The following is a 14,530-nucleotide window of genomic DNA, read 5'->3' as shown; positions in this document are numbered from 1 at the left end:
TATCGAGCGGCCGCGTCTGGTGTGTGTAACCGGCTTTCTGGTTCTGGATTTTGAATGTGCAGGCGTAATCTCAGGAAGCGACGGTTCTGGGGTCGCCGGGATGATTTCTATCATCGGGGTAATAACTGGTCCTGATCTTCGGAACGGATTACGGGGGTTATGACCGTGTATTGGGGATAGATTTGGCAGCATGGCTTTTCTCGGTTGTCGGGCGCAGGCATAAGATCCTGACTTTAATGGTTTTGAGGAGCAGAGCTATAACCAGCCGGTTATGCTGACTGTCGTGATATCTTGATCTGTATCCGTTCAGAAGTGCGTTGGAATCTCTAGAATCAGGATTTCCGGCCCCTATTTTTCAGGAGATGAGATGATTCGCTTTGCCGTTGTGGGCACCAACTGGATCAGCCATGCCTTTTGTGAGGCTGCACAGGAGTCCGGTCGTCTGGAGCTGGTGGCTGTGTATTCACGAACACTGGAAACGGCACAGACCTTTGCGGATGAGTATGGTGTTTCCCGGGTTTATGATGATCTGGACGAGATAGCCGGACAGCCGGATATTGATGCTGTTTACATTGCCAGCCCCAACTCTCTGCATGCACCACAGGCCTCGCTGTTTATCCGGCAGGGCAAGCATGTCATTGTGGAAAAGCCGATGGCGTCCAATCTGGCAGAAACCGAAGCATTAATCGCTTTGGCCAAAGAACACGGTGTGGTGCTGCTGGAAGCGATGAAGAGCCGCTATACGCCGAACCTGGTCCGAGCCAAAGAGGTTCTGGCCACTCTGGGACCTTTGCACAGAGCCTCTCTATCCTATTGCCAGTACTCTTCCCGTTACCAGCGCTATCTGGATGGCAAGAACCCCAATACCTTTAATCCAGAGTTCTCCAACGGCTCGCTGATGGATATCGGCGTTTATCCCCTGAGTGCGGCACTGGAATTGTTTGGTATCCCGAAGTCGTTTACAGCCAGCGGCCAATTGTTGGATTCTGGTGTGGATGCCCATGGTTCACTGACTCTCAAATACGACACCTTTGAAGTATTGCTCAGCCACTCCAAGGTCAGCGACAGCTATCTGCCATCAGAGATTCAATGTGAAAACGGTAGTTTGATGATTGAGTCGATCTCCCGCTTCAAACAGTTAACTGTCCATGAGCGAGGGTTGCCAGAGCGGAATGTTTCTCTGCACCAGTCTGATAATGAGATGGTCTATGAAGCTCACCATTTTGCTGATCTGATTGAGCAGGGCAATTACGACCATGAGGGGCTGGAGAAAACCCGTGAAGTCAGCCGGATACTGACCGAAGCCAGAGCCCAGCTGGGGATCACTTATCCTGCAGACGCGCTCTGACGGTATCAATTTTCTGGATCAGGACATCAAGGCTAACGCGGCGATTGCCACCTTCCGGATACAGGCTTTCCATTCTGGCGGTATTCCGGGCCAGAGACTCCGCTGCTATTCTCAGCGCTCCTTTGGTGGGCGCTGTATGTTTTCCAGACCCATAAATTTCCAGTGTTTTCATGGTCTCTCTGCGTTTCGCCAGGCATTGTTCCAGGTTCTCCCGAATCGCGAGAATCACCTGTTTCTTATGTGCCAATGTGCAAAGTTCATCCGCCATGATGGCCAGCAGGGCTTCACCCTCACCCGCAAGCTCTTCCTTTGAACAGCTTTGCAGCTGATTAATCGCCTGCGCGTAATTTTCACAGGCCTGTTGAATCCCTTGCGATAATTTAGCGAGCAGCTTGGGAGCCGGGTATTGATCAACCAGCTCCTTGAGCGTGATTTCAGGGATGAAATTTTTAAACTGCCACAGCCATCTTTTACCTTCCAGAGGGCTGCACACGGGCACGCCTTTTCGCCATGCGACGGCCTGTTTATAAATGCCATCAATGGCCTCATGGCTGGAGGCGGCATTGCGGGCCAGAAAGAATATTTGCGACAGTGAACAGTCTTTCTCACCATGGTTAAGGTGGGCATCACCACACAAGGTATAAATATGTGCCTTGTGGATTGCGGATTCGGCTTTCGTCAGTGCTTCAACCTTGAGTTGTCTGCTGGCTTCCTCATCGCCGGCTTTGATCTTCTTGATATAACCCTTCAGTGGAGCCTGCCATGGGTGAACCTTCTCTTTAGGGGCAGCAGCGGTCTGAACTGTAAGGGCCAGTGGCTGCGTTTCCAGAGAATAGGTTGTCTCTGATGTGTCGGTATCCTGCTCCAGTTTATTGTTGTCCTTATCACTACTGGTCGCAGTCGCACCGGAAGAACCACTCTGAAGGTTATCTTTCAGTTGCTTCTTACGCTCTTCTGCCTCTTTTTTCTCTTTTTGCAGCTCTCTGCGGAGCTTGTTCAGCTCAGCATTTTTCTTGCTGATAACGGCCGCTGAAGATTTACGACATTGTTTCAGACATTGCGAGATGTCCGGCCTGTCCAGCAGTGATTTAGGCAGCCTACGCAGGTCGGAATCTATTTCCCCAAGTCGCTCTGCCGCCTGGAACTGAACCTCAGAACCTTCAATGCCACCGTGAGTCTGGGCATACAATATGCGCAACAGGGCACAGATCTGGTCGGCCAGAGCCTGATCATGCAGTCTGCAGGATTCCAGGGCAGTTACTAACAGGGGCTGAGATAACGTGCTGACGACAGCGGCTGCCAGAGACAACCGCCCCTGCATCAATGCGGCCTGCAAAATGAGACTGCTGGTTGCCAGCAGTTTGTTCTGAATCTCCTTTGGGAGAGGTTCAATCAGTCTGGAGGGCAGGCTGGTGAGTAAAATCAGCAAACCTTCCGGCAATGTATACCAAAGCTCATCGGCTGCTGTTGGCGTATGACTCTGGTTGGCAATATCCGTAACTACTGGTGTGATGGTATCCAGCAAACGATTAACAAGGTGCTGATGTTGTTCTAACAATTGGTAGTTAGGTGTTGTGCGGGCATAAACAGAGAACTTCATAAGCCCCTGAACCAGTAGCGCATACAGCTTTTGCCGGTCGGCAGCAAATGTTTGTGAATCTGTAGCCAGTTGATCAAACAGCATTTCGAGAGCCTTATACAGAAGGCCGGCCAGCTCCTGATGACTTTGCTCAGGGCGCTTATATTTCTCGGCACTTTCCGCCAAACCCCGTTGGGCCGCATAATCGCAGCAGGCGCCGCCTAGATAGCGGCATGGCGGGAAGTTGTGTTTAACGACACCAGCAAGGCGTTCTGTCTCGAAAATATTCGACAGTAATTGTCCGCATTCGTCCCCTAACAGCGTCTGGAGCGCTGTTCTTTTTTGATGGTGTTGTCCCATCTTGCCAAGAATCTGGCTCAGCTCTCCCATTGCCGTATTAAGTTCTTGTTGGCGCTTGGGATCACCTTGTTCGAGCTCCTTCATACCTTGGCCGAACTCGTTCCAGAATTTTTGGACCTTCTTTTTGTTTTTCTTGGCCTGCTTTCTGGTTTGTGCACCCGCAGGAGAACCATGAGGGCTGGGGCTGCGGGATTTTGGTGGAGTGATTGAACGTTGCTCGGGCATGGCCAGCGTCTGAACCGTCTGGTAACCAAGGGGCTGAAGCGTGTTTTGATCCCGGTTAAGCACCATAACGGCATCCTGGCAGCCGGGCAGCATCGCCTGCTGTTGGTACATGGCCAGTTCAAAGTCCTGATAGCCGGGACCAAAATGCTGCAACTGGATGTGCTGGCTCAGTAACTGAAACAGTTCCAGATGACGGTTCATAATGGCCTGGAAGAAGAAAGCGTCCTGCTGTTGGATAAGACCAGATGCGCTGATCTGATTGATCTCATTCACCATTTGGTTAAGGGATTCCGGCGTAACTGTTTCCGTATGCAGCCGCTCCCATAGCGAGACCAGCCTGACATGGTGTGAGGTAAAGAACAAAACGGGCGGGCTGGCTGTACCAAAGGTCAGGGCATAACTCTCAATCCGTGGCGGGTTGCTGAAAATGGGCAGCAGCTCCAGATGAATATTGATGATATGCCCGCTGGGAGCGTTGAAGGTGAAAACCTCGTGACCTGCTTGTGAAACACCGCTGAAGCTGGTGATCTTTCCCGTCAGGTGGCTTTGTTCTGGAAGTTCTCGTAGAGCTTGTTGCAACTGTTCCAGTTGTGCCGGGGTAAAACAGGACAGAGTGATATCTGTGCACTGTTCTAATTGATCCAGTGGTACCAGCGCCGACAGGGGCCGAGTGTCGCTTATCAATGAGGCAAGATTGATTTGCGCTGAGGCCATACACAGATCGGCAGCCGGTCCGGTTACAACGGGGCCGCAGGGAGCATCTGTGCGGATATTAGTCAAAGACAGAATGCTTGGCAGTAAAATTTTTCGCAGAATGACGGTCATATCCGGCTTGTGTTGGGCTGTTGTCCGGGGCGGCTCATGCGACACTTGCTCTGTGGCTCGATCAGACAGGCTGGTTTGCCGGGGATGCGATAGCTGAGCGTCTTCTGAGGGGAAAGTATTCGGGCCGGTTAGGGGAACTGGAGCTGAAGCGCTTGTTGTCGTATCTGCTTGATCGCCACTCACTGGCAGATCGTGTTTCTGAATGACGGGGGATGATTGCCCGTTAATTGCCTCATTGTTCACACCCAAACCCCTTCAACATTCCGTGTTGCTGGTGTTTTTAGAAATCCATTACCGACAGGAGTTCAACGCAAAGGATAAAGCGGGTGTCAGTCTGGCTAAGCAGCTTGTTAGCCAGACTGACACCTTGAGAGTGATCAGACGTCCTTTTTCATCCGATCGATATCAATCGCGCTTTTATGGGCAACTTTCTGGGCAATGGCAAAGACCAGGTTCAGATCCCGGATTGTTTCAGCCTGCAGCGTGGGATCAGGCTTATCCTTTAGCAGCCTGATGTTGTCTTCCAGTCTGGTCAGCTCTTTGGCCAGAATGGTCTGGGCTTCCGTGTAGCGGCGACACTTCTGCAGACGCTCCGCGCTGGCGAGCGGTGAGCCTGAACTCAGATAGGCTTTGATGCGTTCCATACAACCTTTAGGCGTTGGCACAGAGGCTTGCTCGGCTTTCAAGTTCGCTTTCTGGTGCTGTTCTTGTGCAGCCGTCAGGAGATTATCCAGATAATCTGAGGAAATCCTGGGTTGGTAGACGACCGAGGGTTTCCACTGCAGCCAAGGCTGAATGAAGTTTTGATAAATCCTTGCCAGTGCCGGTTTTAAACCATGCACTGCCCGTACACTTTCAGCGGTACCTAAGCCACGGCTTTGCAGAGCCAGATTATCAAAGTAATCAATAAACTGACCGGGATAGCCGGTTTTGGTAAAGGCTTCCCGGGTAAAACCGTGGCAGTTGTTAGAAGCCAGCTTGAAGGTAAGAGGATATTTCCCCTCACGGGACAGTTTCTGCAGGTTTTGAACCCAGGCCTGCAGCTGATCAGCCTGCTGATCATCAAGCTCAAAGGTCACATGGGGATGATGCCGCCAGTCTTCACCAAATTGCTGGTAAAGCCGGACTTCATCATTCAGGGAGGCTTTGCAAGGAATCAGCGTTCGCGCTCCCATTAGAGCTGTTGCCACAAAGTACATGGCCATTCCCAGTGTCTGTCGCAGTCCGTTGGGCAGTGCCGCAGAGGTGGCTCGCATACTGGTTGCGAATTTCAGAAGACCGGTATTACGGGCGTATTTGCCGGTGACGATATCCACTGGCTTTTGATCTTCGGTGCCGGGGCGGTGCAGGTGAAGGTAGCTGTGCTGATGATCGAGATAGAAAGAGACGCGACTGCGCTCGGTTAAAGGTTTTCCATCACTCTTGGTATGGCTTATGACTCGTCCATCGCCTTCTGCAGCGCGGCCAGAAATATAAAGCTGCTGGGTGACCTCTTGATTGCTGGTCAGAGTGATCTGGCACTCATGGCTGCCGCGTTGATCCAGCGTTTGTATGCCGGAACGGAGGGAGTGGGTGACAATAGTCGGGTTATTGGGTGGGGTGGTTATCGCGCTCATTCAACTCTTCCTGAAAAACAGTCCTGAGCGTATGACTGGTATTTTTCAGGAAGAATTCCGTCTGGCAACTACGGTGTTAGCCATTCTGGCAGCAGGGCGTTGTCTTTATAGGGTTGCCAAAAGAGATGCGGCACTCAACCAGTGCGCAGGCATGGACATTGTTTCAGTGCGTACAGGCGGAACCGGGCCATCGCTGTTGTAGTGCTGTTCATGCCAGTGCAGCTGTTGATTCTGATCGAGAATCAAGGCAGTGCTGTTACGGGTACCGTAGACCGAAGAGTTGATAAAGCAGGTCGAGAGCAGGCGCTCCCACTCCAGTCCGATGCCGGTATCTGGCAGGTCACTGTCTTCCGGTTGGTGCTGATCATGGAGCAGACTGATCAGAGTTTCGGGATCTGGATCTTCGCTGGCCAGATGGTTTTCCAGCAGCTGTTTGAGTTGCAGGGTTTTCGGCCAGGGCGTATCCAGAAGACCATTGCTCAAACCGTACAGGCCGGGTTCCAGTCTGCGGATCAGGTCTTCCCGGTTGGAGTAAAACCACAGCCCGGTGTTATCAGCAAGCAGAAGGTTAAACCCCGCGTAGTGAGAGCGGCGACTGTGGACATCTAAAAGATAATTCTGAGCACTCAGGTCGCTCAGCAGAAAGTCGCTGGTCAGTTCTCCGCGAGTACGTTCGCCGCTGCTGTCCAGCTCCCGGTAATTGGTGATGGTGGCCAGCTTACCTGTGGTGCTTACGGCCAGCCAGGTACCGCCAGCCTGCAGATCGATACCGCCAAAGATGGCCGGATCTTTCTCCCAATAGTGCGCTTCACGGGCCGGACGCTGATAGAATTCATCGCGGTTGGCAACCATGACCAGCGGGAAACGGCTGTTCGGGTTCCAGTTCAGGGCGATCAGGCACATAAGGTTTGCTTCCAGTAGCCGAGTAGGCAAAGTGTAAGTGTGCAGTGTGTATAAGCTACCTGAGCCGGGTGCAATGTGCATCTCTTGAGGACTATTTTGTGGAAGTGATCGGATACCTTCTGACCGGTATTCTGGCGGGCGGTCTGGCCGGGTTGTTTGGCGTGGGCGGCGGTGTGATTGTTGTTCCTGCGCTGATTTTTCTTTTTGCCCTGCTTGGGTTACCGGACTCTCTGGCGACCCATATGGCGATTGGTACCTCTTTGGCTGCCATGATTCCCACTTCAATCAGTTCGACCATGGCTCACAAGCGTCAGGGTGGGGTGGATTGGCTGAGCTTTAAAATTCTGGCACCCACTATTTTGCTGGGCAGCTGGCTGGGGGTGATGACCGCGATCTCCCTGAGTGGCTCGACGCTGCAGACTGCGCTGGGCGTCGGTTTGGTTCTGCTGGCGATCAATATGTTTCTGAAGAAAACCTCAGCCGATGATGCTTCCGATTATCACCCACGGCATTGGCTTCTGGCTTTGGGCGGGAGTGTGATCGGTTATGTTTCGTCGATCTTCGGTATTGGCGGTGGTGTGATGACCATTCCGTTCCTCAGCCGATTGGGGCAATCCATGCGCTTATGTGTGGGCACGTCTGCGGCCTGTGGCATACCCATTGCGCTGATGGGTGCCATCGCAAATATCTATCTTGGTGAAAAACTGACTGACCTGCCCCAATACAGTTCTGGTCTGGTGTACTGGCCTGCGTTTGCCGGTATAGTAATTATGAGTATTCCCTTCGCCAGACTCGGGGCAAAGCTTGCACAGAAGCTGCCGGCAGACAAACTGAAAAAGCTGTTTGCAGGCCTGATGCTGGTGGTTGGAGTGAAATTTATTTTCTTCAGTTGATATCGCGTAGGCACTGGCTTGATTCAATACCCGGCTATAGACCCTGTTGCTCTTGATCTCGGACCTTTGCAGGTGCACTGGTACGGGCTGATGTATTTGCTGGCTTTTGCCGGTGCCTGGTTTCTGGGCAGCCTGCGCTGCAAACGTTCCAATGGTTTGTGGACCCAGGAGCAGCTGGGTGATCTGATCTTTTATGGTGCCATCGGTGTTGTGCTGGGTGGTCGCTTTGGCTATGTGATCTTCTATAACTTCGATTACTTCCTGCAGAACCCGCTCTGGCTGTTCCGGATTGATCAGGGCGGTATGTCGTTCCATGGCGGCATGCTGGGCGTATTCCTGGCCATGTATCTTTACGGCCGTAGAATCGGTAAGTCCTTCTTTCAGGTGACTGACTTTATTGCGCCGTTGGTTCCGTTCGGACTGGGTGCCGGACGTATTGGTAACTTTATTGGTGGTGAGCTTTGGGGCCGGGCCAGTGATGTACCCTGGGCGATGATATTTCCAACCGATCCGCTGCAGGTCGCCCGCCACCCTTCCCAGCTGTACCAGTTTGCTATTGAAGGCATTGTGATCTTTGCCGTGCTCTGGTGGTTCTCCGCCAGAACCCGCCCCCGCATGGCAGTATCCGGGATGTTCCTGATTCTTTACGGCTGTGGTCGTATTGTTGCCGAATTCTTCCGCCAGCCGGATGCCCAGCTGGGCTTCCTGGCCTGGGACTGGCTGACCATGGGCCAGCTGCTAAGTCTGCCAATGGTGATCGCTGGTATTGCCCTGATGGTGTATGGCTACAAGCGTTATCCTCTGGTGGATGGTATTAATGCCGATGACCGGGTTGCTCCGGTTGCTGGCACCGCACAAAAAACACCCATCGCTCGCTCGAAAAAAGCCCGGAACAAGGGATAAACATGAAACAGTATCTGGATCTGATGCGCCACGTAAAAGAGAACGGCGTATTCAAGGATGATCGTACCGGCACCGGTACTTACAGTGTGTTTGGCTACCAGATGCGCTTTGATCTTGCCGAAGGCTTTCCGCTGGTGACCACCAAGAAGTGCCATCTGCGCTCGATTGTTCATGAGCTGCTGTGGTTCCTGAAAGGTGAAACCAATACTCGTTATCTCAAAGAGAACGGTGTTTCGATCTGGGATGAGTGGGCCGATGATACCGGCGACCTTGGGCCGGTTTACGGCAAGCAGTGGCGCAGCTGGGAAGGCCCGAATGGTGAGGTTGTTGATCAAATCAAGGATCTGATCAACGAGATTAAAAAGAACCCGGACTCGCGTCGTCTGGTGATTTCTGCCTGGAACCCGACCGTGTTGCCGGATGTGTCCATGAGCCCCCGGGATAATGCGGCCAATGGTCGTCAGGCTTTGCCGCCGTGCCACTGTCTGTTCCAGTTCTATGTGCTGAACGGCAAACTCTCCTGTCAGCTTTATCAGCGCAGTGCGGATATTTTCCTGGGTGTTCCGTTCAACATCGCCAGCTATGCCCTGTTGACGATGATGATTGCTCAGGTCTGTGAGCTTGAGTTGGGTGACTTTGTGCATACCTTTGGTGATGCACACCTTTACTCCAACCATATGGAACAGGTTGATGAACAGCTGTCACGTAATCCACTGCCTCTACCTGAGATGAAACTGAATCCGGCGATCACTGATCTGTTTGATTTCACCTTCGATGATTTTGAATTGGTGAATTATCAGTCTCACCCTCATATCAAGGCGCCGGTCGCTGTGTAATTCGCCGGCAGCCCCTGTTGCCGCTGCTACACTGTCGACCCTTTTCGGCAGTGTGGTGGCAACAGATATGCATTCCCAACGCCTCTCTTTTTTGTTGGCTTTCTCACTGACTATTCTGTGCTGCCTTTCTTTAAAGGTGAGTGCTGGTGAAACAGATGCCTTAACTGCAACAATGGCTCCGCCTATGCCAGAAGGTGGTGTGCAATGGTTTAATCCGGCAATCAGCAGCGCTTTGCAGAGTATTGGCAATGTGCCGGGACGAGCGTTGTCAGCGGGCGTAGGGCTTTGCAAAGCTGGCATATCCCGCACAGTCAGTTATGGCATACGCACGGTATGTCTGCCTCTGGATATGGCTCTGGGCCACTGGACTCCCCAATCTCTTGGACGTCATGTGGGTCTATGGCGGTACGCCACTTCCACACTTTGGAGTCTGCCCGAAAAAGGCTTTGATCGAGAGCGTTGCGAAGTTGTGAAGGTGGATGTGGGTTCTGGCAATCTGATTATTCGCTCAAACCTGCCTCTGAATGAAGAGGGCGAACTTCAGGAGCAGGCGATTCTTGATCATCTTAATGAACAAGGAGCTGGGGCAGGGATGACCTTAACTCGGGAGAATACCCACTGGGATATTTATACCCTGCAAAACCTTATGGCTGAACACCCCGATTGGGAAAGCATGCAGCGCGCCGTAGATGTGCGTAAACGGCCAAGACGTTATGGCGTTGAAGATGTTCAGCCGTTATCAATTGATTTTAAGCCCCACCCGATTACCGGCGCGATTCTTCCTCCCCAGGACTGGCTGCCCACCATGGTACAGAATGGTTTGCAGCGTTTTTTTCCCTACTATCTGACATGGACCAATCTGCCGGCACTGGTTGAAAAAATAAGAACAGAAAATACCGAGCCAGCGCCCGATGGACGCGTGAGAATTCAGCTAATCCATTGTGCCCACGGTGTCGACAGAACAGGATTGCTCAGCGCATCCATCAAAATGCGTGAAGGCACGCCTTACCAGGAAGCCAGAATTTATGCCCGGCGATTCGCCCAGATGCGAACCGGGTATAACGATGTTGATCTCTATGCCCATCACGGCCTTGCGCACTATGCCCGCTGGCTGATTGCCAACGGGCTGGGGGATGAGCTTGGTCCTCTGGAGTGGGACTATCAGTACAAGGAAATATCTGTGTTTAAAAACAAGCGGGAGTAGTAATCCTTAACGTCTGTGGAATGGACACCCGATGGGCTTGGTGCCATTCCACACAGGCAAGGCCATATCGGCTTCTTCCTCATTCGGGCCGCCCGTTCGACGTTTGTAAGAAGCCTCATGAATGGTGAGTTTCAGCAGCGCGGTGGCTTTCCGCTCGGTATGGCTGGGTGGGCGGATATGTTCCCAGCGGCCCGGTTCAATATCTTCAAAGATAGCTTTAAAGACCTTATCAAATTCCTTGGCATCATCAATGCGTTCACCGCTGCAGAAGAGAACGGCTGAACGGTAGTTGACGCTGGAGTTGAAGGCGGACTTGGACAGCACCCACTCACTGGCTTCAGCAAAAGAGATACAGACTTCGGCTCCACTGGTAATCAGCTTGTCGAGGCGGGATTTGTTCAGGGTATGGAAATACAGGTGTTCGCCTACACGCCAGAAGGTCATGGGAATAATTACCGGACTTTGGCTGGTGGGATCATTAAAGGCCATATGGCCCAGTTTCAGATCATCAATTAAACGGAAAACATCAACTTTGTTATAACTGGCACGCTTGGCTCCCCGACGAACCCGTGAACGGTCAGTGGGGACGAAACATTCGGTAGAAAGTTCCGGGGCTGTTATGTCAGGAGTTGTGTCAGTCATTGCGAATCAACCAGTCAATCCATAAGGGGCTGGAATAGTTTTCTGGTTTATCGGTACTCTATAAAGCTCCAGTTTTTAATTTTTGAAGGTACCAGTTTGTCGGTTCTGGAATACCGGGATATTCATATTGAGCGTGAGACCTCTGGCAACAGCCCGTCTTTAAGTCAGCAGCTGGCGCAGGCTCTGCGCCGTAAAATTATGAACGGACAGCTGTCGGCTGGTCGTCGGCTGTCCTCATCCCGGGCTTTGGCCAGCGATCTGAGCCTGAGTCGTAATACGGTAAACAGCGCCTTTGAACAGCTGAAGGCGGAAGGTTATCTGGACAGTCTTCCGGGTAGCGGTTTCTTTGTCAGTCGTCGTTTACCTACAGGCGATACACCACCGGAATCGGCGATCAGTCATTCGGTGGAAGAGTGGCCACAACTTTCCCGCTATGGGCAAACCCTGCAAAAGGCAGCCGATAAATATGCGGCAAGAGACAAAGCGAATCTTCCGTTTACGGTCGGTCTGCCTGACCTTCGTGCCTTTCCCTTCCGGCTTTGGCAACAGCTTTACCGACGCCATAGTGATCGTCTGGTTCTGGGTGGCTACCACAGCCCACAGGGCTACTGGCCGTTACAGCAGGCGCTGGCTGAATATCTGAATGCCAGTCGCGGACTGCGTTGTCGTCCGGAGCAGATAGTTATTACCCAGGGCGCCCAGCAGGCTTTGGCCTTATGTGCCCAGCTACTGATCGAGCCAGGGGAAGCGGCCTTGATTGAAGAGCCGGGTTATCGCGGTGCACAAAGAGCCTTTCTTTCGGCCGGTGCCCGTCTGGAAACCGTGGTGATGGGTAAGCATGGGGTGGCGGTCGATCAACTGCCCGAAACCGGGCAGCATCGCTTGCTGTATTGCACGCCGACGCACCAGTATCCGTTGGGTGGAATACTGCCGGCCCATGAACGGTTACAACTGTTGCAGTGGGCCGAGCAGCAGAAGTGCTGGATCGTGGAAGACGACTATGACAGTGAGTTTCACTATTACGGACAGCCAGTCGCTGCACTTGCAGGAATGGCAGAGAAGACACCGGTGATCTATATGGGGAGTTTCAGCAAGACGGTACTACCCGGTTTGCGACTCGGATATCTGGTGGTGCCTGAGCATCTGGTGGATGCCTTTGTAGCGGCTAAAGCCGCGGGGAGTGGAGAGTCTCCCATCTTGTCTCAGGCGGTACTGGCAGATTTTATTGGTGAAGGTCATTTTGCAAGGCATTTGCGCAGAAGTCGTAGGCTCTATCAGCAAAAGTGGGAGCATATGCGCGAACTTTGTCAGCAGCATCTTCAGGGGTTGATGACACCAGTCGTGCAAAGTGCGGGCATGCATCTGGCTGTAAGTTTCGATGACCAAAGTCTTGATGATCGTGTGATCAGCCAGCGTTTTTATCAAAAAGGTTATGGCTCATCACCGCTGAGCAGTTACTACTATGGTTCAGAGGTGCGATCAGGGCTGACTTTGGGTTTTGCCCATACGGCAGAGCAGGAAAGAGAAGAAGGGATTCAGACTCTGGCCGAGCTGTTGCGCAGTCAGCCAGAGTCTTGATGTTTTAGTGTGAATCAGGCCGCACTGGGAACTGCGCGGCGGCGATCAGCCCATTGGGTAATTGCCATACCTATAAGAATCAGTGCCATACCTGGGTAGACGGTCGGGTGAATGGTTTCTCCCAGCACGGTGCTGATCCAGATAATGGACAGCAGTGGCGAGAGAAAGGCCAGGCTGGAAATCTGCGAGGTGTTCTCGGCGGTTTTCAGAGCTTGCAGCCAGAGCATGGAGGTAATGCCCATTTCAAACAGTCCCACATAGGCGGCACCTGCAAGTGCACCTGCCGTCAGGGTCGGCCAGTCTCCCTGAATAATATTAATGATTAGCAGCATTGGCAGAGAACACAGTGTGCAGCTGCACAGGCTGACAATGGCATCTTCTTTATTGCCAGTATTAAGAATCCAGTAAAGGCACCAAAGTACGGCCGAGACAAGGATCAGCCCGAGGCCCAGCGGGTCAACATTGTTGAGGCCATTAAACTCCCCGCGGGTAGCAATCACGGCGACGCCAAGATAACCAACCAGGCAGCCCATCAACTGCCAGCGGGTCAGCGCCTGTTTAAGAATGGGGGCTGCCAGCAGGGGCAGCAGAACAGCCCATGTGTAATTGACCGGTGATGCGATCTGCGCAGGCAGGCGATCATAACCGGCAAATAGAGCCAGGTAGTAGGCTGTTGGGTTCAGTGCTCCAAGAGCCAGATAAAACAAAGGCCGTTGTTTTAAAGCGCGGATAACCTGCGGCAGCTGACCTCTTATGCTGACGCTGACCAGCAGCGCGGCCAGAGAAACAATCGCAGCCCCGGAAACAAGCTGGAGTGGTGTCAGTACCATCAGGGATATTTTGAAAGCACTGGCAACTGTTGACCATAACAGTACTGTGGCCAGGCCACACAGCAGTGCCAGCTTCTGGTTTTTCTGGTTTGTCATCTTGGAGTGTTGGAGTGGAAATCGATTTGCGCTCTTTTCCCCTGTTTTGGTTAAGAGCGCAAGAAAGATGAAGTTCGGATTGTACGTATGTGGTCGTTTGGGAGGAGGTTAGTTCAGGGCTTTATTAAGAAGAGCGAGTGCCTGATCCGGGAATGGCAACTTCAGTGCCTCTTGCTGAGCCGTTTCTGACATTTTTGCCCAGGTCTTCTGCACTATAGAAATGATCTTTTCTTCGGAATGTTTCTCAGCAAAGGCCAAAAAGCCGGTTTCCAGAAATACCAGACAGGCGCAGTCTTCCAGTGTCTGTACCTCGGCATCGCGCTTGATGCCCAGCTTACGAATAATGGTCGCTGTCCGTTCGCAGCTCTCCTGCTCATAACCCTGAGCCTGCATCACGGCAATGGCTTTGTCGGCATGGAGCTTGCCCAATGCGGTGCGCCATTTCAGATAGCCGGTTCTGTCCATAGGATAATCCTTCCGGGGAATCTCCCAGCGGCACAGATGCTGGCTGCGTACGGCAATCTGCAGTTCTTCCGAAGCGTCAGGAGCTAACCGGTCAAGCCAGCGGCTACAGTGCTCGGCGTAAGTCAGCTCTTCGGCTTTACCGTCAACAGTTTTGGGATCCTGTTTATGTAGCTCATCAATTGCCTGCAGAGTCGCTTCTAGACGGGACATTATTATTCTCGAGTGTT

12 protein-coding genes are annotated in these 14,530 nt (G+C 52.5%); 6 read left to right on the top strand and 6 right to left on the bottom strand.

What is annotated here, in order from left to right:
• Nucleotides 1-367: 367 nt before the first annotated feature.
• Entirely contained in the window at nt 368-1,348 is a 981-nt protein-coding gene (locus EHSB41UT_RS04000; protein WP_087107157.1) for a Gfo/Idh/MocA family protein, read from the top strand.
• Here EHSB41UT_RS04000 and EHSB41UT_RS03995 read toward each other — a convergent pair.
• The 3 genes from EHSB41UT_RS03995 to EHSB41UT_RS03985 all read right to left on the bottom strand — a co-directional run bounded on the left by EHSB41UT_RS03995 (nt 1,323) and on the right by EHSB41UT_RS03985 (nt 6,856).
• On the bottom strand, nt 1,323-4,226 hold the full coding sequence (locus EHSB41UT_RS03995; RefSeq protein WP_133060384.1) for a hypothetical protein: 2,904 nt from the start codon (nt 4,224-4,226) through the stop codon (nt 1,323-1,325). The genes EHSB41UT_RS04000 and EHSB41UT_RS03995 overlap by 26 nt on opposite strands.
• 488 nt (nt 4,227-4,714) lie before the next feature.
• Nucleotides 4,715-5,953: a hypothetical protein gene (locus EHSB41UT_RS03990; protein ID WP_087107153.1), complete on the bottom strand. Its 1,239-nt coding sequence runs from the start codon at nt 5,951-5,953 to the stop codon at nt 4,715-4,717.
• A 105-nt stretch (nt 5,954-6,058) separates the two neighbouring features.
• Nucleotides 6,059-6,856 carry an NRDE family protein gene (locus tag EHSB41UT_RS03985; RefSeq protein WP_165767142.1) on the bottom strand — a complete coding sequence of 266 codons (798 nt, stop codon included), beginning with the start codon at nt 6,854-6,856 and terminating at the stop codon, nt 6,059-6,061.
• A gap of 98 nt (nt 6,857-6,954) precedes the next feature.
• Between EHSB41UT_RS03985 and EHSB41UT_RS03980 the strand changes: the two genes are divergently transcribed.
• The 4 genes from EHSB41UT_RS03980 to EHSB41UT_RS03965 all read left to right on the top strand — a co-directional run bounded on the left by EHSB41UT_RS03980 (nt 6,955) and on the right by EHSB41UT_RS03965 (nt 10,692).
• Entirely contained in the window at nt 6,955-7,749 is a 795-nt protein-coding gene (locus EHSB41UT_RS03980; RefSeq protein ID WP_087107149.1) for a sulfite exporter TauE/SafE family protein, read from the top strand.
• Between the two features lie 18 nt (nt 7,750-7,767).
• Entirely contained in the window at nt 7,768-8,652 is an 885-nt protein-coding gene (gene lgt / locus EHSB41UT_RS03975; protein ID WP_087107147.1) for a prolipoprotein diacylglyceryl transferase, read from the top strand.
• Between the two features lie 2 nt (nt 8,653-8,654).
• A complete protein-coding gene (locus tag EHSB41UT_RS03970) occupies nt 8,655-9,488 on the top strand; it encodes a thymidylate synthase (protein ID WP_087107145.1) in 834 nt (277 codons plus the stop codon).
• 67 nt (nt 9,489-9,555) lie between these two features.
• Nucleotides 9,556-10,692 (top strand): protein-tyrosine phosphatase family protein, encoded by a 1,137-nt coding sequence (locus EHSB41UT_RS03965; RefSeq protein ID WP_087107143.1) that lies wholly within the window; start codon nt 9,556-9,558, stop codon nt 10,690-10,692.
• Between the two features lie 6 nt (nt 10,693-10,698).
• Here EHSB41UT_RS03965 and EHSB41UT_RS03960 read toward each other — a convergent pair whose 3' ends face one another.
• Entirely contained in the window at nt 10,699-11,334 is a 636-nt protein-coding gene (locus EHSB41UT_RS03960; RefSeq protein ID WP_087107141.1) for a pyridoxamine 5'-phosphate oxidase family protein, read from the bottom strand.
• A gap of 96 nt (nt 11,335-11,430) precedes the next feature.
• Here EHSB41UT_RS03960 and pdxR point away from each other — a divergent pair, with 96 nt between their 5' ends.
• Nucleotides 11,431-12,912 carry a MocR-like pyridoxine biosynthesis transcription factor PdxR gene (pdxR, locus tag EHSB41UT_RS03955; RefSeq protein WP_087107139.1) on the top strand — a complete coding sequence of 494 codons (1,482 nt, stop codon included), beginning with the start codon at nt 11,431-11,433 and terminating at the stop codon, nt 12,910-12,912.
• 14 nt (nt 12,913-12,926) lie between these two features.
• On the opposite strand, the gene EHSB41UT_RS03950 is transcribed toward pdxR, so the two are convergent.
• Entirely contained in the window at nt 12,927-13,838 is a 912-nt protein-coding gene (locus tag EHSB41UT_RS03950) for a DMT family transporter (RefSeq protein ID WP_087107137.1), read from the bottom strand.
• Nucleotides 13,839-13,946: 108 nt separating this feature from the next.
• The gene (locus EHSB41UT_RS03945) at nt 13,947-14,513 is read right to left on the bottom strand and encodes a DUF4202 domain-containing protein (protein ID WP_207626560.1); all 567 of its coding nucleotides are present in this window, start codon (nt 14,511-14,513) and stop codon (nt 13,947-13,949) included.
• Between the last annotated feature and the right edge of the window lie 17 nt (nt 14,514-14,530).

The sequence above is a fragment of the Parendozoicomonas haliclonae genome, assembly GCF_900174585.1.
GTDB lineage: Bacteria > Pseudomonadota > Gammaproteobacteria > Pseudomonadales > Endozoicomonadaceae > Sansalvadorimonas > Sansalvadorimonas haliclonae.
This window is presented reverse-complemented; position numbering and strand designations above follow the sequence as displayed.

What these genes read in the sequence shown, in the direction of transcription:
- EHSB41UT_RS03970 (WP_087107145.1), top strand. Translation starts at nt 8,655, where the DNA reads ATGAAACAGTATCTGGATCTGATGCGCCACGTAAAAGAGAACGGCGTA.
- EHSB41UT_RS04000 (WP_087107157.1), top strand. Translation starts at nt 368, where the DNA reads ATGATTCGCTTTGCCGTTGTGGGCACCAACTGGATCAGCCATGCCTTT.
- EHSB41UT_RS03985 (WP_165767142.1), bottom strand. Translation starts at nt 6,856, where the DNA reads ATGTGCCTGATCGCCCTGAACTGGAACCCGAACAGCCGTTTCCCGCTG.
- EHSB41UT_RS03950 (WP_087107137.1), bottom strand. Translation starts at nt 13,838, where the DNA reads ATGACAAACCAGAAAAACCAGAAGCTGGCACTGCTGTGTGGCCTGGCC.
- EHSB41UT_RS03945 (WP_207626560.1), bottom strand. Translation starts at nt 14,513, where the DNA reads ATGTCCCGTCTAGAAGCGACTCTGCAGGCAATTGATGAGCTACATAAA.
- EHSB41UT_RS03960 (WP_087107141.1), bottom strand. Translation starts at nt 11,334, where the DNA reads ATGACTGACACAACTCCTGACATAACAGCCCCGGAACTTTCTACCGAA.
- EHSB41UT_RS03965 (WP_087107143.1), top strand. Translation starts at nt 9,556, where the DNA reads ATGCATTCCCAACGCCTCTCTTTTTTGTTGGCTTTCTCACTGACTATT.
- EHSB41UT_RS03995 (WP_133060384.1), bottom strand. Translation starts at nt 4,226, where the DNA reads ATGGCCTCAGCGCAAATCAATCTTGCCTCATTGATAAGCGACACTCGG.
- EHSB41UT_RS03990 (WP_087107153.1), bottom strand. Translation starts at nt 5,953, where the DNA reads ATGAGCGCGATAACCACCCCACCCAATAACCCGACTATTGTCACCCAC.